General features: G+C 63.1%; 25 protein-coding genes. 7 read left to right on the forward strand and 18 right to left on the reverse strand.

Translation table 11 applies throughout. The annotated features are described in order from the left end of the window. Positions 1-35: 35 nt before the first annotated feature. From JXQ94_RS06770 to JXQ94_RS06830, 13 genes are all read right to left on the reverse strand, one after another. A complete protein-coding gene (locus JXQ94_RS06770; RefSeq protein WP_421923019.1) occupies positions 36-1,076 on the reverse strand; it encodes a hypothetical protein in 1,041 nt (346 codons plus the stop codon). A gap of 199 nt (positions 1,077-1,275) precedes the next feature. Then, complete coding sequence (locus JXQ94_RS06775) at positions 1,276-2,355, reverse strand: serine hydrolase domain-containing protein (RefSeq protein WP_421923020.1); 1,080 nt, start codon at positions 2,353-2,355, stop codon at positions 1,276-1,278. Positions 2,356-2,489: 134 nt separating this feature from the next. Then, entirely contained in the window at positions 2,490-3,782 is a 1,293-nt protein-coding gene (locus JXQ94_RS06780) for a pyruvate dehydrogenase complex dihydrolipoamide acetyltransferase (protein WP_421923021.1), read from the reverse strand. A 16-nt stretch (positions 3,783-3,798) separates the two neighbouring features. After that, positions 3,799-4,218, reverse strand: coding sequence for a GFA family protein (locus JXQ94_RS06785; RefSeq protein ID WP_421923022.1), 420 nt, complete (start codon positions 4,216-4,218; stop codon positions 3,799-3,801). Between the two features lie 4 nt (positions 4,219-4,222). After that, a complete protein-coding gene (locus JXQ94_RS06790; RefSeq protein ID WP_421923024.1) occupies positions 4,223-5,602 on the reverse strand; it encodes a pyruvate dehydrogenase complex E1 component subunit beta in 1,380 nt (459 codons plus the stop codon). A 53-nt stretch (positions 5,603-5,655) separates the two neighbouring features. Beyond that, complete coding sequence (locus JXQ94_RS06795) at positions 5,656-6,066, reverse strand: nuclear transport factor 2 family protein (RefSeq protein WP_421923025.1); 411 nt, start codon at positions 6,064-6,066, stop codon at positions 5,656-5,658. After that, complete coding sequence (locus tag JXQ94_RS06800) at positions 6,063-6,452, reverse strand: VOC family protein (RefSeq protein ID WP_421923026.1); 390 nt, start codon at positions 6,450-6,452, stop codon at positions 6,063-6,065. The genes JXQ94_RS06795 and JXQ94_RS06800 overlap by 4 nt, the downstream gene beginning before the upstream one ends. A 2-nt stretch (positions 6,453-6,454) precedes the next feature. Further along, positions 6,455-7,471, reverse strand: a complete 1,017-nt coding sequence (gene pdhA / locus JXQ94_RS06805) for a pyruvate dehydrogenase (acetyl-transferring) E1 component subunit alpha (RefSeq protein WP_421923027.1) — start codon at positions 7,469-7,471, stop codon at positions 6,455-6,457. 137 nt (positions 7,472-7,608) lie between these two features. Next, a complete protein-coding gene (locus JXQ94_RS06810) occupies positions 7,609-7,914 on the reverse strand; it encodes an FtsB family cell division protein (protein ID WP_421923028.1) in 306 nt (101 codons plus the stop codon). Positions 7,915-8,116: 202 nt separating this feature from the next. Beyond that, on the reverse strand, positions 8,117-9,391 hold the full coding sequence (gene eno / locus JXQ94_RS06815; protein WP_421923029.1) for a phosphopyruvate hydratase: 1,275 nt from the start codon (positions 9,389-9,391) through the stop codon (positions 8,117-8,119). Between the two features lie 135 nt (positions 9,392-9,526). After that, on the reverse strand, positions 9,527-11,197 hold the full coding sequence (locus tag JXQ94_RS06820) for a formate--tetrahydrofolate ligase (RefSeq protein ID WP_421923030.1): 1,671 nt from the start codon (positions 11,195-11,197) through the stop codon (positions 9,527-9,529). Between the two features lie 185 nt (positions 11,198-11,382). Next, complete coding sequence (gene rpmF / locus JXQ94_RS06825) at positions 11,383-11,565, reverse strand: 50S ribosomal protein L32 (protein ID WP_295694585.1); 183 nt, start codon at positions 11,563-11,565, stop codon at positions 11,383-11,385. Between the two features lie 133 nt (positions 11,566-11,698). Continuing rightward, positions 11,699-12,352, reverse strand: a complete 654-nt coding sequence (locus JXQ94_RS06830) for a head GIN domain-containing protein (RefSeq protein WP_421923031.1) — start codon at positions 12,350-12,352, stop codon at positions 11,699-11,701. Positions 12,353-12,478: 126 nt separating this feature from the next. Between JXQ94_RS06830 and JXQ94_RS06835 the strand changes: the two genes are divergently transcribed. Beyond that, on the forward strand, positions 12,479-13,870 hold the full coding sequence (locus tag JXQ94_RS06835; protein ID WP_421923172.1) for a pyridoxal phosphate-dependent decarboxylase family protein: 1,392 nt from the start codon (positions 12,479-12,481) through the stop codon (positions 13,868-13,870). Positions 13,871-13,949: 79 nt separating this feature from the next. Here JXQ94_RS06835 and JXQ94_RS06840 read toward each other — a convergent pair whose 3' ends face one another. The 4 genes from JXQ94_RS06840 to tpiA form a co-directional block, all read right to left on the reverse strand. Beyond that, positions 13,950-15,578, reverse strand: a complete 1,629-nt coding sequence (locus JXQ94_RS06840) for a CTP synthase (protein WP_421923032.1) — start codon at positions 15,576-15,578, stop codon at positions 13,950-13,952. Positions 15,579-15,654: 76 nt separating this feature from the next. Then, a complete protein-coding gene (gene secG / locus JXQ94_RS06845) occupies positions 15,655-15,981 on the reverse strand; it encodes a preprotein translocase subunit SecG (RefSeq protein WP_421923033.1) in 327 nt (108 codons plus the stop codon). A gap of 90 nt (positions 15,982-16,071) precedes the next feature. Beyond that, positions 16,072-17,121 carry a response regulator receiver protein gene (locus tag JXQ94_RS06850; RefSeq protein WP_421923034.1) on the reverse strand — a complete coding sequence of 350 codons (1,050 nt, stop codon included), beginning with the start codon at positions 17,119-17,121 and terminating at the stop codon, positions 16,072-16,074. A gap of 77 nt (positions 17,122-17,198) precedes the next feature. Then, entirely contained in the window at positions 17,199-17,948 is a 750-nt protein-coding gene (tpiA, locus tag JXQ94_RS06855) for a triose-phosphate isomerase (protein WP_421923035.1), read from the reverse strand. A 175-nt stretch (positions 17,949-18,123) separates the two neighbouring features. Here tpiA and JXQ94_RS06860 point away from each other — a divergent pair, with 175 nt between their 5' ends. After that, positions 18,124-20,061: a SurA N-terminal domain-containing protein gene (locus JXQ94_RS06860; protein WP_421923036.1), complete on the forward strand. Its 1,938-nt coding sequence runs from the start codon at positions 18,124-18,126 to the stop codon at positions 20,059-20,061. Continuing rightward, positions 20,058-21,554: an anthranilate synthase component I gene (gene trpE / locus JXQ94_RS06865; RefSeq protein WP_421923037.1), complete on the forward strand. Its 1,497-nt coding sequence runs from the start codon at positions 20,058-20,060 to the stop codon at positions 21,552-21,554. The genes JXQ94_RS06860 and trpE overlap by 4 nt, the downstream gene beginning before the upstream one ends. On the opposite strand, the gene JXQ94_RS06870 is transcribed toward trpE, so the two are convergent. After that, a complete protein-coding gene (locus tag JXQ94_RS06870) occupies positions 21,540-22,571 on the reverse strand; it encodes a divergent polysaccharide deacetylase family protein (protein WP_421923038.1) in 1,032 nt (343 codons plus the stop codon). The genes trpE and JXQ94_RS06870 overlap by 15 nt on opposite strands. A gap of 98 nt (positions 22,572-22,669) precedes the next feature. Here JXQ94_RS06870 and JXQ94_RS06875 point away from each other — a divergent pair, with 98 nt between their 5' ends. The 4 genes from JXQ94_RS06875 to lexA all read left to right on the forward strand — a co-directional run bounded on the left by JXQ94_RS06875 (position 22,670) and on the right by lexA (position 26,183). Beyond that, positions 22,670-23,260: an anthranilate synthase component II gene (locus JXQ94_RS06875; RefSeq protein WP_421923039.1), complete on the forward strand. Its 591-nt coding sequence runs from the start codon at positions 22,670-22,672 to the stop codon at positions 23,258-23,260. Between the two features lie 298 nt (positions 23,261-23,558). Then, entirely contained in the window at positions 23,559-24,578 is a 1,020-nt protein-coding gene (gene trpD, locus JXQ94_RS06880) for an anthranilate phosphoribosyltransferase (RefSeq protein ID WP_421923040.1), read from the forward strand. 12 nt (positions 24,579-24,590) lie between these two features. Beyond that, entirely contained in the window at positions 24,591-25,388 is a 798-nt protein-coding gene (trpC, locus tag JXQ94_RS06885; protein WP_421923173.1) for an indole-3-glycerol phosphate synthase TrpC, read from the forward strand. Positions 25,389-25,484: 96 nt separating this feature from the next. Beyond that, positions 25,485-26,183: a transcriptional repressor LexA gene (gene lexA, locus JXQ94_RS06890; RefSeq protein WP_421923041.1), complete on the forward strand. Its 699-nt coding sequence runs from the start codon at positions 25,485-25,487 to the stop codon at positions 26,181-26,183. The last annotated feature ends 25 nt before the right edge of the window (positions 26,184-26,208 follow it).

Here is a 26,208-nt window from a genome sequence, read left to right on the forward strand (position 1 = left end):
AGCTCCACCGCTTCGCTCGCGCCGTCAGCACCGGCTTACACCACATAGCCATAGGGCGCGAGATCCGTGCCAAGATGAGCGGCCAGCAGCCGATTGCCGGGCACCAGAATCCTGTCGAGCTCCCGTCTGATGTCATCCGGGACCTCATAGGACAGCTCCGGACCCGACTGGCCACTCTGGTCGGCGAGATAGGCATTTCGGGCATTGATGGCTGCCAGCGCCGGCGCGGCAAGGGGCTCGTCAGGATTGTCGCCGTCATTCAGCGAGGCCCGCCAATCATCGTGCAACATCAGGAGCTGGATGACGGGATGGCGCATGGCACCTGTTGCCGCCTCCCAGTCACGTGCATGGACCGCATTCCAGGCCCGCAGGCGCTCAAGCCGTCGCAGGTCGGGCCGGCGATTGCGATGCTCCAGACCCTGCCCGGAGACATCGAGGCCAAGCTCGGCCAGACAGGTCTCACGATAGGCGGCATCACTGATAAAGCGCTCAAATACCCATATCCGCAGATCCAGCTCGGGTCGCTCGGCGAGCCGCACGATAGAACGGTAATCCACGCCCCGAAGCGCGGAACCATAGGGAAAGCTTGTGGCCCAAGTGACGAAACTGGCAAATGACGCGCTATAGCCCTGTTTCAGGCGGGTGGAATAATAGGAGCGGAGCCAGCCGGCCGGCTCACGTGCAATCAGGATAAAAGTCGCCCGGTCACCCAGCAGCCTGTGCAGGACCGCCAAAACCCCTTCCAGCGTTGTCCCGAATTCCATCCCGGCAAAACCGACCCCTGACAGGATCTCGTCCGAAACCAGGACGTGATCATGTTCGGCCGCCCTCGCCCGGCGCTCGACATCCTCCACCCAGGCCCGCAAACGCTGCCAGGGTGCATGGCCCGGCCCACAGACCGGCAGGATGGTGCGCAGAACCGTACGGTCCTCGTCGCTCTGGTAACGCGGAAGGCTGCCACTGCCACCCAGGCGCGGCAACTTACCGACAAAATAGGCGTCCGCGGCGTCCGAGCAACTGGCCTGAAAGCTGGTTGAGGCGGCCTTCGGCAAACCCAGATGTATGGTCCAGCGCATGCGCACTCCCGCAAAAGACTGACCCGAACCTGATAGCGGTTTTCCGGCGAAAGACCAGTCTGGTGCCGGTCAAGGCAAGGAAATGAAGGCGAAAATCGCGTCCCGACCCGGTCGGGCACTCAATCTTCGACGCCGGATGACTGGGCCGCCGCCCGTCCGGCGCCTGGGCGATTTCGCCCGCCCTCAACACCGGTCGACATCAGGGCGTGCGGGCTGCCGCGATGACGCTCCGAAGAATGCTCGTATAGTCGCGGCCACCCATGCGGGGCCCGTCCGGAATGTCGGTATTCATCCGGTTGACGATGACCAGGTCGAGGCTCGGAATGACGGTGACATACTGGCCACCATAACCGGCCCCGGTATACATGTCGGCAGCGAGGCCATGCTCGTCAGCGATCTCCGCATCGGCCGGTCGCCACCACATATAGCCATAACCGCCCATCCAGGCCCCGGGCCAGCCGGTATCGGAATAATCCGCCGTACTTTCGCGCACCCAGTCAGCGGAGAGGATCTGCTCGCCCTCCCACTCACCTTCCTGCAGGAAGAGTTGACCAAACAAGGCTGTATCCCGGGCCGACAGGCGCATGTGATAGGCGGAGAACATCGTCCCCGGCGCATGCTGGCGATGGGTTTCGAAGACGTCGAAATCGGGCATGCAGAGGGGCTCGGCGAAGACCCGCAGGAAGGCCGAATCGTAATTTCGACCGGATGCGCGCTCGAAGATGTGGCCGGCGACGTTGAAGTCCCAATTATTGTAATACCAGTGCTCCCCGGGCGCGAACTCGCCGCGTTCGGGCCGCGCCGCGCGCATTTGCGGGGTCTCGGCGGCCGATGGGATATACACACCCGAGCGCGCCATGATCACATCGCGAACCGTGGCTGAACGCTCCTGATCGGTCAGTCCGGCCAGGTCATCAATCCCGAGATCATTCAGGCTGGCATCAAGCGACAGGGCCCCGGCGTCGACCAGCACGCCGATCATCGCGCTCATCAACGATTTGCGCAGGGAGTGCACCATGATCAGCCGATCGGTCTCGCCATGCTCGAACACGACCTGTCCGCTTTGCACGACCATCAGGGCGGTGGCGTTGAGATCACGGGCAAGCGTCTCGAGCCCTGACAATTCATCAGCGGACCAGCCAAGCGCGGCCGGTGCGGTCGCCATTGGCAGTGGATAGGTTTCGCAGCGATCATCCTGCGCGTAGGCCGGTGCTGCAAGGCCGAGCGCAAGCAGTCCCAAGCCGGCAACCGAGCCGGTCGTGATTTTTCTGAATGACATCCAGTCCCCCACAATGTGTACCGACCTGTCCGAGCCGCGGACAGGCCATAGGGGGGCAGAATACTCAGCCCGGCCAACGAGAAGTTGGCCGGGAGATTGATGTTCGGTTAGGTCGGGCCTGCAGTCGTGCCGAGCTACATCAGCATGGTCATCGGGTCTTCGACATAGGTCTTGAAGGCCTGCAGCCATTTCGCGCCGGTGGCACCATCGACGACACGGTGGTCGCAGGTCAGTGTGACCGTCATCACCATGGCGATGGCCAGGGCGCCGTCCTTGACCACCGGACGCTGCTCGCCTGCCCCGACCGACATGATCATGCCTTGCGGCGGATTGATGATGGAGGCGAAGCTGTCGATGCCGAACATGCCAAGATTGGACAATGAGAAGGTCCCGCCCTGGAATTCTTCGGGCTTCAGCTTGCGATCACGGGCGCGCTTGGCGAGGTCTTTCGACTCGCGGGAGATCTGGACCAGGCCCTTCTGATCCGCATCGGTGACGATCGGCGTGATCAGACCGCCCTCGATGGCCACGGCCATGGAGACATCCGCATGCTTGTGGCGCGCAATCATGCCGCCTTCGATCCAGGAGGAATTGGCGGCAGGGACCTTCTTCAGGGCCAGGCCGCACGCCTTGATCAGGATGTCATTGACCGAAACCTTGTCGCCATCCTTCTCGGCGGCGGCATTCACGCGCTTGCGGAAATCCATCAGCGCATCGATGCGGCAATCCACAGTCAGCGGGAAATGCGGGATATCGCGGAAACTGTCAGCCAGACGCTTCGCCGAAATCTTGGTGATCCCGTCGGCCTTCTCGACGTCGTAGCGGTCGCGGGCAATGCCATAGCTGGCGAGCGGGTTGTCCATGTCGACCGGCGCTGCCGTGGCGCCGGAGGATGTAGCGGACGAGGTCGCGACAGACGGTTGTGCGTTCTCCACATCGCGCTTGACGATCCGGCCATAGGGACCTGACCCGTCGATGGTCTTGAGATCCAGTCCCTTGTCGGCAGCAATGCGTTTGGCCAGCGGGCTGGCCTTGATGCGGTCGCTGGCGGCCTGGCCAGCGCCACCAGTGGTGGGGCTGCTCGCAGGGGCGGGTTTTGGACTGGCGGGCTCGTCCTTGACGGCAGGCGCGGCCTCCGAAGCCTTCTCAGGCGCTGCCGGTGCCGAAACAGACACTTCGGTCTCACCCTCTTCCAGGAGGATCGCGATCACTGCATTGACCATCACGCCTTCAGTGCCCTCCTCGACCAGGATCTTGCCGACCGTACCTTCGTCAACGGCCTCGACTTCCATCGTCGCCTTGTCGGTCTCGATCTCGGCAATGACGTCACCGCTCTCGACGGTATCGCCTTCCTTGACGTGCCATTTGGCCAGCGTGCCCTCTTCCATGGTGGGTGACAGGGCGGGCATCAGGATTTCAATCGACATGGCTTAAGTCCTCGCCTCAGGCGTCATTGGCGCCCGGTTGGGCCAGTTCGGGGTTGATCTTGGAGACGTTCTTTTCCCAGTTCGCGCCGTCGAACTCCTCGAAGCGCAGCTGGAGATCGGCGTCGGCATCGAGCGCGCGCAGATTGACGGACCAGCCGTCCGGGTGCGAGCGCGGAACATAGAAAGCCTTCACGCCGCATTTCGAACAGAACAGGTGCTTGGCCTCATGCGTGCCGAACGTATAGGTGGTCAGGCTCTCGGCGCCGCGTTCAATCTTGAAGTCCGGCTTTTCCACGATGAGGTGGATGAAGCCGGTCTTGGCGCAGATCGAGCAATTGCACGACAGGGCGACGACACTGTCCGGCAGGTTGACGGCAAAGCCGACCTCACCGCAATGGCACTCACCGTGGCGCCAGGATTTGGTGGGGGACGCCATCACCCTACTCCGCGTAGCAGACGGCCTTCACCGCCTTCACGATATCGTCAACGCCCGGCAAAGAGAGCTTCTCCAGATTGCCGGCATAGGGCAGCGGGACGTCTTTCTGGTGGACGCGGGCGGGCGGGGCGTCGAGATAGTCGAAGGCCTCGGCGGTGACGACGGCGGCGATCTCGGCGCCGACACCCATGCGGCCCCAGCCTTCCTCGGCGCAGACGATGCGGTTGGTCTTCTTCACCGATTCCACAACCGTGTCGGTGTCGAGCGGGCGCAGGGTGCGAAGGTCGATCACCTCGGCCGAGATGCCCTCACCGGCCAGGATTTCAGCCGCCTCAAGGGCGTAGCCGACCATGCGGGAATGCGCGGTGATGGTGACGTCGCTGCCCTCGCGGCGGACCTTGGCCTTGCCGATCGGCAGGACCCAGTCCTCGACATCTGGCACATCAAAGCTCTCGCCATAGATCAGCTCGTGCTCGAGGAAGACGACCGGGTTGGGATCGCGGATGGCGGCCTTCATCAGGCCCTTGGCGTCAGCCGCGTCATAGGGCGCGACGACCTTGAGGCCCGGCACATTGGCATACCAGGAGGAGTAATCATGGGAGTGCTGGGCGCCGACCCGGCTGGCCGCGCCATTGGGACCGCGGAAAACGATCGGGCAGCCCATCTGACCGCCGGACATGTAGAGCGTCTTGGCGGCGGAATTGATGATGTGGTCGATCGCCTGCATGGCGAAGTTGAACGTCATGAACTCGACGACGGGCTTGAGGCCGTTGAAGGCCGCGCCGACACCCAGGCCGGCAAAGCCGTGCTCGGTGATCGGCGTGTCGACGACACGGCGCGGCCCGAATTCATCGAGAAGGCCGCGCGTGACCTTGTAGGCGCCCTGGTATTCGGCGACTTCCTCACCCATCACGAAGACGGTGTCGTCGCGGCGCATTTCCTCGGCCATCGCATCGCGCAGGGCGTCACGGACCGTGGTGGAGACCATTTTGGTGCCGGCGGGAATGTCGGGGTCAGCCGGCGTCGCGAAAACCGGGGCGGACGCCTCAGGAGCCTCTGCAGCCGGTTCCGGTTCTGCGGTGACAGCCGGAGCGACCTCGGAGGTGGCAGCCTTGGGCGCCTCGAGAGCGCTGGCATCCTCGCCATCCTCGGCCAGGATCGCGATCGGTGCATTGACCTTCACATTCTCGCTGCCTTCGGCGACCAGGAGTTTGGCGACCACGCCCTCCTCGACGGCTTCGACTTCCATCGTCGCCTTGTCGGTCTCGATCTCGGCAATCACGTCACCGCTCTCGACGGTGTCGCCTTCCTTGATATTCCACTTGGCGAGCGTGCCCTCTTCCATCGTGGGAGAAAGGGCCGGCATAAGGATTTCAATCGACATGGCTCTACCTGTCCTGTGTCAAATCTTGCAGTGCGCCGGAGACCGGCACGGCATCAGCCGTTGGCGGCTTCGGGTTTGTAACGCAGCGCGTGCTCGCGCATTTTTCCGGCGAATTCCATCAGCGTGTTCATCGGGCGGATCAGCACTTCGATGCGGGCCATCTGGCCGTCTTCATTCAGCGTGATCTTGTCGATGCCAACGAGGCCCTTGCCCTCCACCGAGCCGGTGAATTCGAGCATCAGATCATTGCCATCGACCCATTCCTGGCGATAGTCGAAGCCTTCCACCACCGTGATCACACCCATCAGGATGTGCAGCAGGTAATGCTTGTCGGCGGACGGTTTCCAGACGACCGGGGAGTGCAGCTCGCAGCCCTCGGCAATGATCGAGGACAGGCGATTGGCATCGCGCTCACGCACGGCCTGGTGCCAGTTGTCGAGGAAGTGTTTCACTTGCGGGGTCATGAGCCGGCTCCCGGGTCGGCCTGGAAAAGGCCGAACACGTTGTGGTCCGGATCCTGGAAATAGGCCTGCCAGCCTTCACCCGGAATTGGAAATTTTTCCATCGCCGGCACAGCACCCGCCTCCGAGGCGGCGGTGCAGGCTGCGTCGATATCGTCAACGAGAGCTGACATCACGGCACCCATCACGGCAGCGCCGGCTTGCGGGCCGTCGCCATATCGTTTGATCAATCGCCCGGTCGGCAAGCCATCCGCGGTGACAATCTGCCAATACGGCACGTCGCCGAACGCCTTGGGCTCGAACGACCAGCCCAGTGCCTTCGTGTAGAAAGCGACCAAGGCATCCGGGTCGGAGGCATGGATTTCGATACCGGCCAGACGTGCGCTCATGGTCAGACCTCAACCAGAACGTCGGTATAGAGCTCTGACGCATCCGGTTCCGGGCTGTCCTTGGCGAATTGGGCGGCGGCGTTGACGATGGCCTTCACGTCCTTGTCGAGCGCCTTGAGCTCATCCTCGGTCGCGTGCTTGCCCTCGATCAGGCGCTTCTTGATCAGGTCGATCGGGTCGTGGTGCGAGCGGATGTCGTCGACTTCTTCGCGCGTCCGGTATTTCGCCGGGTCGGACATGGAATGACCGCGATAGCGATAGGTCTTCATCTCGAGGATGTAGGGGCCATTGCCTTCACGGGCATGCTTGACCGCCTTCTCGGCAGCGCGCTTGACCGCTTCGACATCCATGCCGTCAACTTCCTCACCGGGAATACCGAAGGAGATGCCACGCTTGTGCAGTGCTGTTTCCGAGGAGGCCCGCTTGACCGAGGTGCCCATGGCATACTGGTTGTTCTCGATCACATAGATGACCGGGAGATCCCAGAGCTTGGCCATGTTGAAGCTCTCATAGACCTGGCCCTGATTGGCGGCGCCATCGCCGAAATAGGCCACGGCGACCTTCTTGTTGTCCTTGTAGCGATCGGCGAAGGCGAGGCCCGTGCCAAGGGCCACCTGGGCACCGACAATGCCATGACCACCGTAGAACTGCTTGTCACGGGAGAACATGTGCATGGAGCCGCCCTTGCCGCGCGAATAGCCGCCCTCGCGGCCGGTCAGCTCGGCCATGACACCATTGGGGTCCATCCCGCAGGCCAGCATGTGGGCGTGATCGCGATAACCGGTGATGACCTGGTCACCCTCCTCGAGGGCAGCCTGGATGCCGGTGACGACCGCTTCCTGGCCGATATAGAGATGACAAAAGCCTGCAATCAGACCCATGCCGTAGAGCTGACCCGCCTTTTCCTCGAAACGGCGCATCATCAACATCTCGCGATAGTATTGAAGCAGCTCGTCTTTTCCGGCGCCTTTGGCGGCGGATTTCGAGGCGGTGGCCTTGCTAGTGCGCTTGCTAGTCATTAATTCGCACGCGAAATAAAACCTTCGCGCTCCCATCTGACGTCCATCGCCGCATAGCAGATGCCGCACCGCCGGGGCAAGCGATGAAGCGGAAATTCAATCAGATGGAGATTTGGCGCGACGGCCGGAACGCGCCTCTAGCGACGGGCATCCGGTTCAATTTCGACGATGAATTCGCGCGGATGGGCGACATTGAGAATGGCGCGCGCCCGTTCCTCGACATAGTCGAGATCCAGGCTGTCGGAACGCAGGCGGGCCGCGGTGACTTCCAGCGCTTCACGCTCGGCGCGTGCCAGGGCGAGCTCGGATTCGGCTTCGCTGATCTCGGTCTTCACGACGATCCAGTTCAGAACACCCTGCTCGCCCGTCAGTGCGTGATAGCCGAAATAGGCGATCGCGACGGTCAGTAATGCGGTCGTGGAGAATCGCTTGATCGCGTCCAAACCCGTTCACCCTCGTTGAGACCGGCGCTCATACGCCGTGTTCTTCTGTGGGTGATTCAACATGATCACACTTTAGGAGTCGTGAATCCGGGATTCAGGTCTGGGTAAGGGATTGGACTCAAATGAGGCCGGATGGCCCCGATTTGTCTTCCCCGCGAGAGGTCCGGCGGGGATGACAATTGCTGCTGAGTCTCGCCGCCCCCTAGCTCGCGAGGCCGGAAGAGCCGGCATAGAGACCGGTCTCGCCGAGCATGCTCTCGATACGCAGGAGCTGGTTATACTTGGCGGTGCGGTCGGAACGGGCCAGCGAGCCGGTCTTGATCTGTCCGCAATTGGTGGCGACGGCGAGGTCGGCAATGGTGGCGTCCTCGGTTTCGCCGGAGCGGTGGCTCATCACGGCGCCATAGCCCGAGCGCAGCGCCATATCGACCGCGTCCAGGGTTTCCGACAACGTGCCGATCTGATTGACCTTCACAAGGATCGCATTGGCGGCTCCGGTCTCGATGCCCTCGGCGAGGCGCTCGGGATTGGTGACGAAGAGATCATCACCGACCAACTGGCAGCTACCGTCGAGACGCTCGGTCAGGGCGCGCCAGCCGTCCCAGTCATCCTCGGCCATGCCGTCTTCGATCGAGACGATCGGATATTTGGAGACAAGCTTTTCAAGATACTGCGCGAAACCGGCGGCGTCATGGCTCTCGCCTGCGCCTTCCAGCACGTATTGGCCATCCTTGTAAAATTCGGTCGAGGCGACATCGAGCGCCAGGGCAACATCCTCGCCCGGCTTGTAACCGGCCTTTTCGATCGCATCCATGATCACGTCGAGGGCCTGCTCGGCGGACGTCAGGTGCGGGGCGAAACCGCCCTCATCGCCGACATTCGTGTTCAGACCGTCAGCCTTCAGACGCGATTTGAGCGCGTGGAAGACTTCGGCGCCGCAGCGCAGGCCTTCCGAAAAGCTCGGCAGGCCGACCGGCATGATCATGAATTCCTGAAAGTCGATCGGATTGTCGGCATGGGCGCCACCATTGATGATATTCATCATCGGGGTCGGCAGCACACGCGCATTCATGCCGCCAATATAGCGATAGAGCGGCAGGCCCTGAACATCGGCAGCGGCATGCGCGGTAGCCAGGGACACACCCAGCATCGCATTGGCCCCGAGGCGAGCCTTGTTGGCGGTTCCGTCGAGCTCGATCATCGCTTCGTCAATGCGTCGCTGATCTTCGGCATCCATGCCGGCGATGGCCTCGAAGATCTCGCCCTCGACGAGGTCGCAGGCCTTCTGGACGCCCTTGCCATTATAGCGCTCGTCACCGTCGCGCATCTCGACCGCCTCGTGAGCACCTGTGGAGGCGCCGGACGGCACCGCGGCCCGGCCAAAAGACCCGTCTTCCAGCAGAACATCGACTTCCACAGTCGGATTGCCCCGGCTGTCGAGAATTTCGCGGGCGATGATGTCGGTGATGGCGGTCATGAGACTCTCTTCGGGATAAAGGCGCGTTGGGCGCTTCATAACCAAGGCTGGCGGGGACGCAAGCCCGCGCATGCGGGCAATCCGCCGTGTTACCGCGAACACGCGAAATTTGTGCGGTTAACGGGCCGGATTGGCCTAGAACAAGCCCTCGACCTCTCCGTCAGCATTGAGATGAATATCCAGCGCCGCCGGCTTACGCGGCAAACCCGGCATGGTCATGATCGCGCCGCAGACCGCGACCACAAAGCCGGCGCCGGCGGACAGACGGACTTCGCGCACCGGCAGCTCATGCCCTTCAGGCGCGCCGGTCAGGGCCGGGTCGGCGGAAAAGGAATACTGGGTCTTGGCCATGCACACAGGCAGGTGGCCATAGCCCGCGGCTTGCCAGGCTTCCAGCTGATTGCGCGCCGAGCGCTCGAACGTCACCGAACCGGCGCGATAAATCGTGCGGGCGATCGTCTCGATCTTGTCGACCAGGGAGAGATCATCGCCATAGAGCGGCGAAAACCGGCTCGTGCCGCCCTCCACGAGCTCGCTGACGGCTTCGGCGAGCGCCTCGGTGCCCTGCCCGCCTTCAGCCCAGTGACGCGCCAGGACCGCCTTCACGCCGCGCGCTTGGCAGAAGGCCTCGACCACGGCGACCTCGGCGTCGGTATCGGCAGTGAAATGGTTGATGGCCACCACGACCGGAACGCCGAACTTTCCGAGATTTTCAATATGCCGGCCCAGATTGGCGCACCCGGCCTCGACCGCGGCGATATTCTCCTCGCCGAGCTGATCCTTGGCGACGCCACCATTCATTTTCAGCGCCCGGATCGTGGCCACCAGCACCGCCGCCGACGGTTCCAGCCCGCCCTTGCGGCACTTGATGTCGAAGAATTTCTCGGCACCCAGATCCGCCCCGAATCCGGCCTCGGTCACCACATAGTCAGCCAGTCGCAGGGCCGTGTCAGTCGCGACCAGCGTGTTGCAGCCATGGGCGATATTGGCGAAGGGGCCGCCATGGATGAAGGTCGGCGTATGCTCCAGCGTCTGGACAAGATTGGGCTGGAAGGCGTCTTTCAAGAGGACAGTCATGGCCCCCGCGGCGCCAATATCCTTCGCCGTCACCCGGGTCCGGTCGGCCCGTTCGCCGATGACGATATTGCCCAGCCGTTCTTCCAGGTCCGTCAGATCACGGGCCAGGCAGAGAATGGCCATGACTTCGGAGGCGACCGTGATGTCAAACCCGCCCTCACGCGGCGTGCCATGGGCGGGACCGCCCAGCCCGGTGACCAGATGGCGCAGCGAGCGGTCATTCATATCGATGACGCGTTTCAGCGCAATACGGCGATTGTCCAGACCCTGCCCATTGCCCCAGTGGACATGATTGTCGACCAGCGCTGCGAGGAGATTGTGAGCCGAAGTGATGGCGTGGAAATCGCCGGTGAAGTGGAGATTGATATCCTCCATCGGCACGACCTGGGCCTTGCCGCCTCCGGCTGCTCCGCCCTTCATGCCGAAGCACGGCCCCAGTGAGGGCTCGCGCAGACAGATCGCGACCTTCTTGCCGATCCGGGACAGTCCATCGCCCAGGCCGACCGTGGTCGTCGTCTTGCCCTCACCGGCCGGGGTCGGACTGATCGCGGTCACGAGCACCAGCTTGCCGCGCGGGCGCTCCTGCAGGGTCGCGATATAGTCGCCCGCGAGCTTCGCCTTGGATCGACCGAACGGGATGATTGCCGCTTCGGGAATGCCAAGCGACGCGGCAATTTCAGCCATGGGCTTCAGGCTCGCCGCGCGGGCGATTTCGATATCGCTGGTCATGATGTCCCCTGTGGTCAGCTCTTCAGGCAGTGTGGGGATGTTGAACAAGCTTGCAAGCCGTCGAAGGAATCGTCCGATTCAACCGGTTGCGCCCGCAACCAGACAAAGAAAAACGCGCCAGGTGATGACCTGGCGCGTTTTCTTGTCAGCGTGATCGACCGGGTAACCGGTCAGCCGGCAACGACTCAGTCGTCTTTCGGCTCAAGGATCTGGCGACCGCGATACATGCCCGACTTCAGGTCGACATGATGCGGACGACGCAGCTCGCCGCTGTCCTTGTCTTCGATGTAGGCCGGGGCAGCCAGCTTGTCGTGGGCCCGGCGCATGCCGCGTTTGCTCGGCGTCGTTTTTCTTTTAGGGACGGCCATTGAGCCTCTCCAGCGCTATGAATCAGTGGTCGGGCCAGCTTTCACCAACCGTACGAGCCGCGCGGTATACAGGCTTAGCCAGCCTGTTGCAAGCATGGTGCGCGACCTGTTGCAGGCCGCGCTGCGGATGCCGTCAACCGCCGGCCGAATGGCTGACGGATCCCCCCATCGAACTGCTCGCATGGCGGGACGGTGGATTGCCGTGAATTCGGACCGATGCGCCCATGCTGGCCGAGGCATCCGAGGCCTCCGTGGCGTGCGCAGAGACCGAGGCGCCGGTCGAGGCATCAACTTCCACCCGGGCGCAGACCAGATTGCGGGCATTGAGCGATGTGCCGGTCGAGGCATCGATTTCCAGGGAGCCGCACGTGCCTGACAAGCGAACCGATGTGCCGGTGGATGCGTCCACTTCAAGCCGGCCCGAATCAATGCCCGAGACCTCGGCGCTAATGCCGCGGCCGAACTCCAATTCCTCGATCGCCGGCATCGTCACGTGGACCACAACGTCCAGGCTGTCGCGACGGGTGAACCAGCCACTGTCCTGATCGATCTCGAGCGTGCCGCGATCGATCTCGGTTTCAATGTCGGCAAAATCATCGCCATCCCCGATCAACTCGACCGAGAAGCTGTCGCCCTGCACGACCTGGATTTCGAAGCCGCCATTGGCGTCAATCGCGGTGAAGCCTGCGAAGTCACGGATCTCGCTGTCCTGGGCCAGACCGGGCGCGGTGAGGCTCAGTGCGGCGATGGCGGTGCTGGCGAGCATGGTGAAGCGGTTGAAACGCATGGCAGTCTCCTTGAACCCGTATCAATTCATGGCCGCATCATAGCGGCGATACCTCCCGGATGCGTGTGACAATGGGTTTAGATGCACGCCCGATGTAAAAAACCGCATCCGGCACGGGGGATGATGATGAAAATCGAGGAGTTTGGCCTGTGGTCACGGCGCATAGCCGACTGGTCGGTCCGATATCTGGAGACCTTGCGGGACCGTCCTGTGCGCGCCCGGACCAAGGCCGGCGATGTGTTGAATGCCCTGCCCGTTGCGCCGCCGGAAACCGCCACCGACATGGCCGACATCTTCGCCGACTTCGAACGCCTTGTCCCGGACGCCATGACCCATTGGCAGCATCCGCGGTTTTTCGCCTATTTCCCGGCCAATGCGGCGCCGGCCTCGATCCTGGCCGAGCAGCTCGTCACAACGATGGCCGCACAATGCATGCTGTGGCAGACCTCACCCGCCGCCACCGAAATGGAAACCCGCATGGTCGACTGGCTGCGCCAGGCGCTCGACCTGCCGGATGGCTGGCGCGGCGTGATCCAGGACAGTGCGTCCTCGGCCACCCTCTCCGCGATCATGACCATGCGCGAACGGGCGCTCGACTGGCGCGGCATCCGCTCCGGACTCAGCGGCGAGAGCGCGCCGCGCATCTATGCCTCGGCCCAGGCCCATTCCTCGATCGACAAGGCGTGCTGGGTCGCCGGTATCGGGCAGGACAATCTGGTCAGGATCGCCACCAGCGATGATTACGGCATGGATCCGGGCGCCTTGCGCGCCGCGATCCGGGCAGACCGGGCCGCCGGCCATCTGCCGGCCGGTATCGTGATCTGTGTCGGAGGCACATCCATCGGCGCCAGCGACCCGGTGGCGGCCATCGTCGAGGTGGCGCAGGCCGAGGGTCTCTACACCCACATCGATGCTGCCTGGGCCGGTTCTGCGATGATCTGTCCGGAATTCCGCTCCATCTGGGAGGGCTGCGACCAAGCCGACTCGATCGTCTTCAATCCACACAAATGGCTCGGCGCCCAGTTCGACTGCTCCGTCCAGTTCCTCAAGGACCCGACCGACCAGCTCAAATCCCTGACCCTGCGCCCGGACTATCTGGAAACACCGGGCATGGAGGACGCGGTCAACTATTCCGAATGGACCATCCCGCTCGGCCGCCGCTTCCGGGCCCTCAAGCTCTGGTTCCTGATCCGCGCCTATGGGCTGGAAGGGCTGCGCACACGCATCCGCAATCACATCGCCTGGTCAAACGAGGCCTGCGAGGCGATCCGCGCCCTGCCTGGTCTGGTGATTGTCACAGAGCCGCGCCTGAGCCTGTTCAGCTTTGCCTGCAAGGCGGGCGATGAGGCGACGGCAGCCTTGTTGGACCGGATCAACACCGACGGCCGAACCTATCTCACCCAGACCCGCCATGACGGCCGCCATGTGATCCGCTTCCAGGTCGGGCAGTTTGATTGCACGCGCGAGGATGTGATGGAGGCGGTGGAAGTGATTGGGGAGTTGGAGGCCGAAGGCTGACCTTGTCATCCCCGTCAGACGCCCGACCTTCGCCGGGCATCCATCCGGGATGACAATCAAGCGCGAAAGGCTCTCGTCTCTAAACCATCCGGCTCTGATGCAATGCCGCAGCGATAAAGCTCGCAAACAGCGGATGCGGTTCGAACGGGCGGGACTTCAACTCCGGGTGGAATTGCACGCCGACGAACCAGGGATGATCCGAAATCTCGACGATTTCCGGCAGCACGCCATCGGGCGACAGGCCAGAGAAGGTCAAACCGCAAGCTTCCAGCTTGTCCTTGTAGCCGACATTCACCTCATAGCGGTGACGGTGGCGCTCCTCGATATGGGCTTCGCCATAGATCTCGCGGACCTTGGAGCCTTCCTTGAGGACGGCTGGATAGGCGCCGAGACGCATTGTGCCGCCCATATCGTCACCGGCAGACCGGGTCTCGACTTCATTGCCGCGGGTCCACTCCGTGAGAAGACCGATCACCGATTCGCCGCTGTCGGAGAATTCCGTCGAGACAGCATGCTCGACACCGGCGAGATTGCGCGCCGCCTCGAGCACAGCCATCTGCATGCCGTAGCAAATCCCGAAGAAGGGGACCTTGCGCTCGCGGGCAAAGCGGGCCGCGGCGATCTTGCCCTCGACACCCCGCTCGCCGAACCCGCCCGGGACAAGCACGCCATGGACGTCTTCCAGCGGTTCGAACGGGTCGTCTCTTTCAAACTGCTCGCTATCGAGCCATTTGAGTTTGACCTTCACACCATTGGCGATCCCGCCATGGGCGAGCGCTTCGATCAGGGATTTATAGGCGTCCAGCAGGCCGACATATTTGCCAACCACACCGATCGTGACCTCGCCGTCCGGATTGGCGATCGTCTCGGAGATGGCCTGCCAGCGCGACAGGTCCGGTGCCGGTGCATCATCAATCCCGAAGCAGCGCAGGATTTCGGTGTCGAGGCCCTGGGAGTGATATTCCAGCGGCACATCATACAGCGAAGCCGCGTCGCGCCCCTCGATGACAGCGCTTTCCTTCACGTTGCAGAAGCGCCCGATCTTGCGCTTGTCACCCGGCGGGATCGGAATCTCGCAGCGACACAGCAGGATATCCGGCTGGATACCAATCGAGCGCAATTCTTTCACCGAGTGCTGGGTCGGCTTGGTCTTCATCTCGCCGGCGACCTTGATGAAAGGCAGCAAGGTGACGTGCAGGAAGACCGCATTGTCGTCGCCCAGCTCCTGACCGAGCTGACGAATCGCCTCGAAGAAGGGAAGCCCCTCAATGTCGCCGACCGTGCCGCCGATCTCGCACAGCACGAAGTCGACATCCCCGGCATCCGACAGGACGAATTGCTTGATCTGATCGGTGACGTGCGGAATGACCTGCACGGTCGCACCAAGGTAATCGCCACGGCGCTCACGCTCGATGATGCGTGAATAGATCCGGCCTGTGGTGATATTGTCGGCCTGGCTCGCGGCAACGCCCGTGAAGCGTTCATAATGGCCGAGATCGAGGTCGGCTTCCGCCCCGTCATCGGTCACATAGCATTCGCCATGCTGATAGGGCGACATCGTGCCCGGATCAACGTTGAGATAGGGGTCCAGCTTGCGCAGGCGGACTTTATATCCACGCGCCTGAAGCAGGGCTCCGATAGCGGCTGAAGCGAGGCCTTTTCCCAAGGAGGAGACCACGCCGCCCGTAATAAAGATATATCGCGGCATGGGCCGTCTGATTATCCCAGATTCGGACGCGTCGGAAGACGCGAGTTGAAATATGTGATGATTAAAAGAGGAAGGACTAGCCGTCCGTCGGCACCGGAGCGCCTGATTCCTCTTGCTCAACAATGCCGGTCGCCGGATTGTCGATCTCGGTATCGAACACGCTATTCCCGTCCGCCGTGACGCCGGTCACGATGGCGAGCAGGATCGAATTGCCGATAAAGACCGCGGCCAGGATCATGGTCGTCCGGGTCAGGATGTTCGCCGCGCCACGGCCGGACATCATGCCGCCGCCACCGCCGCCGCCGCCGATACCCAGGGCCCCGCCTTCCGACCGCTGCAGCAGAATGACGCCGATGAGTCCAAGGGCGACCAGAAGCTGGATGATCAAAAGAACTGTGGTCATGAATACCGCCATGTGTCAGGCCGCGCCGCCCGGTCGGGCGGCTCGGCCGTGGATATAGGGAGTTTCCGGTGCGGTGTCAGCACCGCCCGGTCACATGGCGGCGCGTTTTATATCAGGCGAACCTTCTTGGCCAGCATCGTCTGCGGTTTCCGCTGCGGCTTCCTCGGCGATCAGGACCGCCTTGCGCCGGGCAGCCTCGGCACGCGCCTGCAGGCGCTTGCGCAGATTGGACACGGTCCGACCGATCTCGTCCTTGGACCGCTCGATCGTGTCGCCATTGGCGAAGGCTGCATAGGTGCCCATGGCCAATTCCTTGACGAGTTTGAGAACGCCGGCATCCGCATTGCGCCCGTCGCCCAACGCGCCAATCTGGTCGAGCAGGGCCTCGGCGACTTCGGCGGCCTCTCGGCGCCCTGCCCGCAGGACATGGGCTCTCAGCTCGCGTGCGGCGCGATCGAGGTCCTTGATGTCCAGGGCAACGGGAACCTTGCCCTGTTCTGTCTTCTTGGAGGCTTCCAGCTCAACCGAGATGACGATCCGCATCGCCACACGGCGCACGCGTTCCGTCGTCACGGCCTCCCGCGCCTCGCGGACCCATTGCTGGGCGTTATTCAGGGCCTGCTCGTCATTCTCGACTGTTGCCTTGAGAAAATTCGGAACCGTAATCGGCGGCGCATCGGTGGAACGCTCGCTGTCCTTGCGGCGGTCCGGTCCGATATAATCGGACGTCACCACAAAATCCTTGCGGCCCCGGATCAGTGTCTTGACCCGTTCCTCGGCAAACATGGTCGAGAAGGGCCGCACGATGACATCATCGGCGCCGCACTCGATCGCCTTGCGGATATGACCGGTATCACGGCTCCAGGTCGTCAGCAGGAAGACGACAAATGGGTTGGACCCCACATCACCGCGACGGACGGAGCGCACCAGATTGAAAATATCCTTATCGTTCGCGCTGGCTTCGGCGACGATCAGGCTCGGTGCACCCTCGGTGATTCCATTCTTGAAATCGGCGATGGAGGCGACGCATTCAATCTGTCGGAAGCCAATCTCGAAGAGCGCGTACCGACTCGTCCGCTGGTTGACGTGAATGGGGTCGAACAACAGGACGGAAGCCCGGGTGTAGTCGATTTCGGCCATACTCGGTTCGGCTCCACAAAAGCGGCGAAACAGGAAACGTCAGGTTTCAACATTGCCGCAAATAGGTTTCGATCCACTTACCGGACTAGTTCGGATTTGCGACCTGCCGCCTCAATAATGGCTGAAAAATCAGTGGATTTCAGGCTTGCACCCCCGACGAGCGCGCCATCGACATCCTCCAGATCGAGCAGGTCTTTCGCATTCCCCGGCTTCACCGAACCACCATATAAAATACAAGTAGTTAGCGGGTCGGGAAGGCGCTCGCGAATGGCCCCGTGCATGGCCGCCACATCGCCGATCGAAGCCGTCAATCCAGTCCCGATCGCCCAGACCGGCTCATAAGCTATTACCAGTGTCATCCGGGCCGGATTTTCCGGCAAGGAGCCCGCGAGTTGACCCGCGACCACTTCGACCGCGCGCCCGGCCTCCCGCTCATCGCGGGTTTCACCGACACAAATCACCGGCACCAAGCCGGCCTGAAGCGCGGCCTCGGCCTTGGCCCGGACAAGCGCGTCGCTTTCACCATGATCAGCGCGGCGTTCAGAATGCCCGAGGATCACATGACTGGCCCCGGCCTCGCGCAACATGGTCGCCGAGACATCACCGGTATGGGCGCCGGACATCGCCGCATGGCAATCCTGACCACCGACGCGTATTTCACTGCCTGAACAAGCGCTTGCAGCCTGGGCTAGCAAGGTGGCCGGAGGGCAGATCAGGATCTCCGCGTCCGCGTCCTTCGCGATCGGAGCCACGGCGTCAAAGAAACCGAGGGCCGCGACGGACCCGTTCATTTTCCAATTGCCCGCGATGAGTGTGCGACGCGCCATTTTGCTTCCCCGACCGGCTGATCCCGTCCCCTTGATGCGCGGCAGGAGTAATCATCAAAACCGGGCTTCGCAACGGGGCGCACCGACAATCGCAGAACAACCGCCCCTCGTGCTTGCGACCATCTGACCGCGCCGCTACCTTCCGCGCGACGTTTTTCAAAGGCATTTCGGTTCCATGCTGTCCAATTTCCGGTCTTTCGCCCAGTCGCCTCTCGCACTGGTCATCATCGTTCTTCTCGTCCTGGCCTTCGCCATCGCCCTGCCCGGCAGTGGCGGCATCTTCACCGGCAGCGGTGATGCCGTGGTCACGGTGGGGCCGGAGCGGATCAGTCAGCGCGAGCTGTCCAGCGCTTTCAATGGCGAGGTCCGGCGCCTGCAGGACCAGGATTCCTCGATCACCGCCGAGCAGGCGCGAGCCGAGGGACTTGGCGAACAGGTCCTTCAACAGCAGATCACCCTGGCCGCCTTTGCGGCCCGCGCCCGTGAACTGGGGCTGGAAGTGTCCAATCAGGCCATTGTGCGCGAAGTCGCCGACATTCCAGCCTTCCTCAACCCGGTCACCGGAGACTTTGATCGCGATGCGATGACCGCTGCCCTCCGGCGCGTGGGGATGAGCGAAGACCAGTTTGCCGACAATATCGAAGGCGACCTGCTGCGGACCCAGCTCATTGCGACCCTGGCCGGCCTATCCGGTTCACCCGATCAGATGGCCCAGACCCGCTATCTCGTGGCGGAGGAACGCCGCCGGGTGACCGGGCTGGTGATCGACGCCTCGACGGCCGATGAAATTGCCGACCCCACCGATGAGGAATTGCAGACTTTCATCGAGGAAACTCCGGGGCAGAACGGCCAACCGCTCTTCACACGACCGGAATTTCGGGCCTTCACGCTCGTCCGCCTGCAATTGCAGGACTTCATCCGCGATGTCGCGATTGACGAGACCTTCCTGCGCGACACCTATGACTACGAGCGCTCCACCGGTCGCCTTGGCACCCCGGCGACTCGCAGCTTTGCCCAATTGACCACCCAGGATGAAGCGACCGCGCAGGCCGCCGCCGAACGCCTGACCGCCGGCGAAACGCCGGCAGACATTGCCGCTGCACTCGGACTCGGCGCACCGCTCATTCAGGAAGACGTCCAGGTCGGCGATATTCCCGACAGCCAGCTTGCTGAAGCCGTCTTCGGTATGGCCGCTGAGGAATCCGCTGCGATCGAAGGTCGGTTTGCCTGGAGCGCCGTCCTGGTTACCGCCGCCGAGGACGCGTTCATTCCAACCTTTGAAGAAGAGCGTGATCGTTTGCAGGCCAGTGCTGCACAGGCCCAGGCGACCGATGATCTCTACGACGCTGTCGAGCGCTTCGAAACGGCGCGTGCGGATGGTGCAAGCCTGGAAGTCGCGGCCGAGAGCGCCGGGGTTCCGTTGGAAATTTATCAGCCCCTGGCCCTGAACTCGATCGACGAGGATCTGGGGTTTGACGCTGCCCGGTATCAGTCTCTGGCTCCCGAACTCCTGCCTGTCGCCTTCGATTCGGTCGAAGGTTTCGCGATCGATTTGCGCACGTTCAACGAGACCGACTTCTTCACCCTGCGTGTTGATAGCATCGTCCCGAGCCGTCCGTTCGAGCTCGATGAAATCCGCGATCAGGCGGAGGCCCGCTGGCGCTCCATCCAGGTCGACACCCAGCTCCGCACCCGCGCCGAAGACGCGCTGGCACAACTGGAAGCGGGCGATGACATGGAGCTCGTCTCCCTGACGACCGGTGGGCGCACGGAAACCTCGACCCTGCAACGCGGCCAGACCGCGGGGGCTTTCTCCCAGCTGGCCATGTCGACAGCGTTCAATATGAGCGTCGGCGATATTGACATGCTGCAGGTCGGTGAAGGCACCTATCTGCTCATGACGCTCAACGAGATCATTCCGGCCGACATCGCGACTGCGTCCGATCTGGAGATGGACGGGATCAGCTCGAACATCGATTCCCAGCTGGGCGATGACGTGCTTCAGGCCACCCGTGACTACCTGGTGCGCGAATACGGCATCACGGATGAATCCGTCGATGCCCGCCTGTTCTCGCTGGCGATTGGCGAGACCGACCCCAACGCACCGCGATGACGCCCCACGCGCCGATCACGCCCGATTTCCGGACGGTCGCCGAGCGTCTGGAGCGGGGTGAAACCTGCGTCCTGCAGGCACGCCGTGTGGACGACCTCCTGACGCCGGTCGCCGCCTATCTGCGTTTGGCGGCGAACCAGCCCAACAGCTTCCTTCTGGAGTCGGTTGAGGGCGGGGCCTGGCGGGGACGGTATTCCGCCATCGGCCTTGACCCGGACCTGATCTGGCAATGCCGAAACGGCGTCGTTTCCGAGGCAAGCGGGATGGATGTCGCCGCGCGCAAATTCACACCGCTCGATACCGAACCGATGACGGCCCTGCGAGCGGTTATCGAAGCGGCTCATTGCCCCCTGCCCGACGACGCTCCGCCGCTCGCCTCCGGCCTGTTCGGCTATGTCGGTTATGACATGGTGCGCTATCTGGAGCGCTTGCCGGAAGGTGCGGCGCCGGATCCGCTGGGCCTGCCTGAATCCGTGCTGCTTCGGCCCCAGACCATGGTTGTCTTCGACGCCCTGAAACAGGAAATCCAGGTCTATTGCCCCGTGCGCCCCGGTGAGTATTCGGCCCGTGAAGCCTATGACGCGGCCGTCGAACGCCTGCAGACCACGCTGCAACGTCTGGCAGGAGCCACACCGGAGCTCGCCAGACCCGACGGCGAACTGGGTGAACGCCAATCCAACCGAACACCGGATGATTACCGCGCGGCGGTGGACACCGCGCGGGACTATATCCGCGCCGGCGATGCCTTTCAGGTCGTGCCCAGCCAGCGATTCTCCGCCGATTACCCGGCCGACCCGTTCTGGGCCTATCGCTCCCTGCGGCGGCTCAACCCCTCGCCCTTCCTCTTCTTTTTCCGGTTTGACGGCTTTGAAGTTGTCGGGTCCAGCCCTGAAATTCTGGTCCGGCTGCGTGATGATGTGGTGACGATCCGCCCTATCGCCGGCACGCGACCGCGCGGTCAGACACCGGCCGAGGATGATGCCTTCGAGGCCGACCTTCTGGCCGATCCGAAGGAACGTTCGGAACATCTCATGCTGCTCGATCTGGGCCGCAATGATGTCGGACGCATCGCCAAGCCGGGGACCGTCCGCATCACCGCACGTGAGATTGTTGAGCGCTACAGCCACGTCATGCACATCGTGTCCAATGTCGAGGGTGATCTCGCCGACCAGGAAGACGTGGTCTCCGCCCTGTTCGCCGGATTCCCGGCCGGAACCGTGTCCGGCGCGCCGAAGGTCCGGGCGATGGAAATCATTGACGAACTGGAACCGCATCGCCGCGGTGTCTATGCCGGTGCCGTCGGCTATTTCAGCGCCGATGGCGGCATGGATACGGCCATCGCGCTGCGAACCGCCGTGTTCAAGGATGGCCGGATGTATGTCCAGGCAGGTGCCGGTGTGGTTCTTGATAGTGATCCGGAATCCGAACGGGTGGAAACGGTCAACAAGGCAGCCGCCCTGTTCCGCGCCGCCGAGGACTCACTCGGTCAGTGAGGCCTGAAGACCGGGCTCGGTCGCGAAGAGGGAATCGGCGAGCGCGCTTGTGGTGACGAATTCGAGGTCGGCAACGGCATCGCTCGACAGCCAGCCCTCCAGCACCGCCAGTGTCAGATCATGCGGATGCCCGATCATGACCGCATAACCAGTGTCGCGTGCGCGCTCGGCCGCCTCGTCAAGGCGCGCGCGAATGGCAGCGGCATCAAGATCATGATCGAGGAAGATATCGCGCTGCAGCGTGCGCAATCCAAGGCCGGACGCCACAGCCCCGCCGCGGCTGTGGGCGGTCGTCAGGCTGTCCAGGAAGACCGGATCATCATGCGAGATGGCGGAGAGCGCCACGCGCAAGGCTCGAGGATCCGCCGTGAACCGACTTCCCATGTGATTATTGAGCCCCACCGCGCCAGGCACTTGCGCCATGGCCCAGCGCATGCGGGCCTGAAGATCGATATCACTGAGGCCGATCCGCAGCGCATTCGGACCGGGGTCGGCCAGGCCGACCGGCTCCATCGGCATGTGCAAGAGCACGTCATGCCCGGATTGGCGCGCCAGGGCGGACAACGGGGTCGCCGCTTCGGCATAGGGCAGAATCGCCACGGTCAATGGAACCGGCAGGGCCAGAACCCGCTGCGCGGCATCCACGTCGAGACCGACATCATCGATCACCAGCACCAACCGCGCTGGCCCGTCGTTGGACCGGGTCTCATTTTCAGGCGGGATGATCACCGGACTCATATTTGATGCGGCGACCTCGACAGGTGCAGCCAGCGCCAGCGTCTCAACGCCTGAATTGGCGGATTCGAGCGAATCGAAATTGCGCGCACGGGTGACCCGCACGCCCTGATGGCGCGGCGGCAGCTCGGCTGAGGCCGTTGCCGGGACCGGAAGCGCACCATTGCTCGCCGCAGAAAACACAATGGCGCCAAGCAGATAGGCAGCCGCTGCGAGCGCGCCAGCGAATGCGGGGATGGCGGAGTGCCGAGCTTTCAGGGATGTGCGACGCAGTGAGGGCATGCCCCCAGCTCGCTCCCGCATGGTTAACCAGGCGTTAATGCGCTGCCGGGATTGGCGAAACCGGGCGGCCTGACTAGGTTGGCGCCAGGGAGATCACCATGCTGCTCATCATCGACAATTACGACAGCTTCACCTTCAACCTCGTCCATTATTTCCAGGAATTGGGCGCGGACACGACGGTCATTCGCAATGATGCCATGACGGCAAGCGAGGCGCTGGCCCTCGGGGCAAGCGGGATCGTGCTTTCCCCGGGCCCGTGCGACCCGGACCGGGCCGGGATCTGTCTCGACGTGATTGCGCAGGCGCCGGACGACTTGCCGATTCTCGGTGTCTGCCTCGGCCACCAATCCATCGGCCAGGTTTTCGGCGGTGAGGTGATCTCCGCCAAGGTCATCATGCATGGCAAGACCAGCGAAGTGAGCCATGACGGCAGCGGCCTTTTCACCGGCCTGCCCAGCCCGTTCACCGCAACCCGCTATCATTCACTGGCGGTGCGCCCGGAAAGCGTGTCCGACAGCCTCATCGCCAACGCCCATACCGCCGATGGCGAAATCATGGGCCTGATGCATCGCGACCGGCCCATTCATGGCGTGCAGTTTCACCCGGAATCCATTGCCTCGGAACAGGGTCACGCCCTGTTGCGCAACTTCCTCGATCTGACCGGCCTGCCCCGCGTCGCTGCGGCCTGAGCCGGTCCGGGCCAACCACTGCAGCCCGTCATCGTTGAATTGCCTCGGCGCCCGCGCTAACTCGGTAAGGTTCGCTTTGTTCAACCCGGTGACAGGTATGCCGTCTTTGCCCGCTCCACATCCGAATTCGCCGGTGCCCAGCACCGGCCGCGCGGCTGTGTGCGACGAGACGCGCGTTCGATACACTCAACCGGCCGCCCGATGGCGTACGGATCATCGATGGCGCCGTCCTGCGTCCTGAATGACCGGTAAGCGGCCAGATGGCCGTTCATGAACCTGCCCAGCGAAACGACTGACCATGCAAAACATTTCCGAATGCCTGACCGCCTTTGCCCGCGGCGACTTCCCCGCCGACACGGCCATTGCCCACGCCTTTGACGAACTGATGTCGGGCGATGTACCGGACGCGGCGATCGGGGGCTTCCTGATCGGCCTGGCCGCGCTTGGCGAACGTCCTTCGGACATCGCTTCAGGTGCCCGCGCCCTGCGTAGCCGCATGACCCGCATCTCCGCGCCTGATGGCGCCATCGACACTTGCGGGACTGGCGGTGACGGCAAGGGCGCCTGGAACATCTCGACCACGGCCGCGATTATCGCGGCCGGCGCCGGGGCAATCGTTGCCAAACACGGCAATCGCGCCGCCTCGTCCAAGTCCGGTTCCTCCGACGTGCTGGCCCAGCTCGGCGTCAAGCTCGACTGCCCGCCTGCCGCGGTGGAACGCTCCCTCGCGGAGGCACGCGTCGGCTTTCTTTATGCCCCCGCCCACCATGCAGCTGTGCGCCATGTCGGCCCGGCTCGCCAGGCGCTGAAAGTGCGCACGGTATTCAACCTGCTTGGCCCCCTGTCCAATCCCGCAGGCGTCAAGCGGCAATTGCTCGGTGTCTATGACAAGCGCTGGCTGGTCCCCATTGCCGAGGCCTTGCGCGATCTGGGGTGCGAGCATGCACTGGTCATTTGCGGCCAGGACGGGATGGACGAGCTCACCACCACGACCGGTTCGGATATCGCCGAACTCAAGGATGGCAACATCCAAACCTACAGCTTCCACCCCGAAGAAGCGGGGCTCGCTCTGGTCGCGGAGTCGGACCTTCAAGGGGGAACGCCACAGCGTAATGCCGAGGCGATCCGGGCTCTGCTCGACGGCGAGCCTGGTCCTTTCCGGGACATCGCAGTGCTCAATGCCGGCGCGGCGCTGATGCTGGCCGGTCTGGCGGACACCATCCCGACAGGGACGCGCCTGGCAGAAGCCGCCATTGATGATGGTCGCGCGAAGGCGGCACTCGACCGCATGGTTGCCATTTCATGCGGCGAGGCCTGATCGATGACTGCACTGCCTGACACGCTGGCCCGGATCGGCGCCTACAAGCGCGATCATATCGCCGCCTGCAAGACCGCCCGGCCCTATACCGAGATCGCGGCCGCCGCGCGGGACGCGTCGCCCGTGCGCGGCTTCACCAAAGCACTCACGACCGCCCCGGGCGGTCTGGGCCTGATCGCCGAAGTCAAGAAAGCAAGCCCGTCGAAGGGTCTTATCCGCGCGGACTTTGATCCGCCGGCACTGGCACAGGCCTATGAGGCAGGCGGCGCGACTTGCCTGTCCGTGCTCACCGACGGTCCGAGCTTTCAGGGCGCTGACAGCTTTCTTGTCGCGGCGCGGGATGCGGTCGCCCTGCCCGCCTTGCGCAAGGACTTCATGTATGACCGCTATCAGGTCGCGGAAGCCCGCATGCTTGATGCCGATGCGATCCTGGTCATCATGGCCGCGGTCGATGATGACACCGCCCTCGCCCTGATAGAGGAAGCGGCGCTCTGGTCGATGGATGTCCTCGTCGAAGTCCATGATGCCGCGGAGATGGAACGCGCCCTCGCCCTCGACGCCCCGCTCCTCGGCATCAATAACCGAAACCTGCGGACCTTCGAGACCACACTCGACACGTTCGACGCCCTCGCCCCCATGGTTGGCGCGGACAGATTGCTGGTCGCCGAGAGCGGGATCTTCACACCGCAGGATGCCAAACGCGTGCAGGCTGCCGGCGCCCGCGCCCTGCTGGTCGGCGAAAGCCTGATGCGGCAGGCCGATGTCGAAGCGGCGACGCGCGACCTCATGGACCCGACCACGCGCGCTTGACGGCCTATCAGAACACTTGTAGAACAAAATCTCCTATTCCTGATTTGTTCCCTCGGCCATGAGTCCGATTCAGGGAATGCGAACAAGGGGGTTACCTTGCTGACGCGGAAACAGAACGAGCTTTTGCTCTTCATCCATCAACGCATCAAGGAAACAGGCGTTTCGCCGTCTTTCGACGAGATGAAGGGGGCGCTCCAGCTGGCCTCGAAGTCAGGCGTGCACCGTCTGATCACGGCACTGGAAGAACGCGGCTTCATCCGCCGGCTCGCCCATCGTGCCCGGGCCCTGGAAGTCCTCAAACTCCCTGAGTCGGCCGCCGCCATGGATAATCCGAATGTGCCCAAGGGTGATCTCGGCCCCAATGTCGTACGCGGGAATTTTGCCAAGCCCGATTCTGATGAACGCGAGTCGACGGTCGATATTCCCATCCTGGGCCGCATCGCCGCCGGCGTGCCAATCTCCGCGATCCAGCATGAGACCGATCGTATGCCTGTGCCGGCCGACATGGTGACGGGTGGCGAACATTTCGCGCTCGAGGTCAAGGGTGATTCCATGATCGAGGCCGGGATCATGGATGGCGATACCGTCCTGATCCGTCGCTGCCAGTCCGCTGAGACTGGCGAGATCGTCGTAGCCCTCGTCGATGATGAGGAAGCGACGTTGAAACGTCTGCGCAAAAAAGGTGGATCCATCGCCCTGGAAGCCGCCAATCCGGAATACGAGACGCGGATTTTCGGGCCGGACCGGGTCAAGGTTCAAGGTCGACTCGTCGGACTTATCCGCCGCTACCACTAGACCATCGCATCCTGACAGCAAGCGG

Origin of the sequence: Maricaulis maris, from assembly GCF_049116555.1 — a bacterium.
Taxonomy (GTDB): Bacteria; Pseudomonadota; Alphaproteobacteria; order Caulobacterales; family Maricaulaceae; genus Maricaulis; species Maricaulis maris_C.

Bases quoted from the DNA above. Each gene is read 5' to 3' on its own strand.
- JXQ94_RS06770 (WP_421923019.1), bottom strand. From the start codon at position 1,076: ATGCGCTGGACCATACATCTGGGTTTGCCGAAGGCCGCCTCAACCAGC.
- JXQ94_RS06775 (WP_421923020.1), bottom strand. From the start codon at position 2,355: ATGTCATTCAGAAAAATCACGACCGGCTCGGTTGCCGGCTTGGGACTG.
- JXQ94_RS06780 (WP_421923021.1), bottom strand. From the start codon at position 3,782: ATGTCGATTGAAATCCTGATGCCCGCCCTGTCACCCACCATGGAAGAG.
- JXQ94_RS06785 (WP_421923022.1), bottom strand. From the start codon at position 4,218: ATGGCGTCCCCCACCAAATCCTGGCGCCACGGTGAGTGCCATTGCGGT.
- JXQ94_RS06790 (WP_421923024.1), bottom strand. From the start codon at position 5,602: ATGTCGATTGAAATCCTTATGCCGGCCCTTTCTCCCACGATGGAAGAG.
- JXQ94_RS06795 (WP_421923025.1), bottom strand. From the start codon at position 6,066: ATGACCCCGCAAGTGAAACACTTCCTCGACAACTGGCACCAGGCCGTG.
- JXQ94_RS06800 (WP_421923026.1), bottom strand. From the start codon at position 6,452: ATGAGCGCACGTCTGGCCGGTATCGAAATCCATGCCTCCGACCCGGAT.
- pdhA (WP_421923027.1), bottom strand. From the start codon at position 7,471: ATGACTAGCAAGCGCACTAGCAAGGCCACCGCCTCGAAATCCGCCGCC.
- eno (WP_421923029.1), bottom strand. From the start codon at position 9,391: ATGACCGCCATCACCGACATCATCGCCCGCGAAATTCTCGACAGCCGG.
- JXQ94_RS06820 (WP_421923030.1), bottom strand. From the start codon at position 11,197: ATGACCAGCGATATCGAAATCGCCCGCGCGGCGAGCCTGAAGCCCATG.
- rpmF (WP_295694585.1), bottom strand. From the start codon at position 11,565: ATGGCCGTCCCTAAAAGAAAAACGACGCCGAGCAAACGCGGCATGCGC.
- JXQ94_RS06830 (WP_421923031.1), bottom strand. From the start codon at position 12,352: ATGCGTTTCAACCGCTTCACCATGCTCGCCAGCACCGCCATCGCCGCA.
- JXQ94_RS06835 (WP_421923172.1), top strand. From the start codon at position 12,479: ATGAAAATCGAGGAGTTTGGCCTGTGGTCACGGCGCATAGCCGACTGG.
- JXQ94_RS06840 (WP_421923032.1), bottom strand. From the start codon at position 15,578: ATGCCGCGATATATCTTTATTACGGGCGGCGTGGTCTCCTCCTTGGGA.
- secG (WP_421923033.1), bottom strand. From the start codon at position 15,981: ATGACCACAGTTCTTTTGATCATCCAGCTTCTGGTCGCCCTTGGACTC.
- JXQ94_RS06850 (WP_421923034.1), bottom strand. From the start codon at position 17,121: ATGGCCGAAATCGACTACACCCGGGCTTCCGTCCTGTTGTTCGACCCC.
- tpiA (WP_421923035.1), bottom strand. From the start codon at position 17,948: ATGGCGCGTCGCACACTCATCGCGGGCAATTGGAAAATGAACGGGTCC.
- JXQ94_RS06860 (WP_421923036.1), top strand. From the start codon at position 18,124: ATGCTGTCCAATTTCCGGTCTTTCGCCCAGTCGCCTCTCGCACTGGTC.
- trpE (WP_421923037.1), top strand. From the start codon at position 20,058: ATGACGCCCCACGCGCCGATCACGCCCGATTTCCGGACGGTCGCCGAG.
- JXQ94_RS06870 (WP_421923038.1), bottom strand. From the start codon at position 22,571: ATGCCCTCACTGCGTCGCACATCCCTGAAAGCTCGGCACTCCGCCATC.
- JXQ94_RS06875 (WP_421923039.1), top strand. From the start codon at position 22,670: ATGCTGCTCATCATCGACAATTACGACAGCTTCACCTTCAACCTCGTC.
- trpD (WP_421923040.1), top strand. From the start codon at position 23,559: ATGCAAAACATTTCCGAATGCCTGACCGCCTTTGCCCGCGGCGACTTC.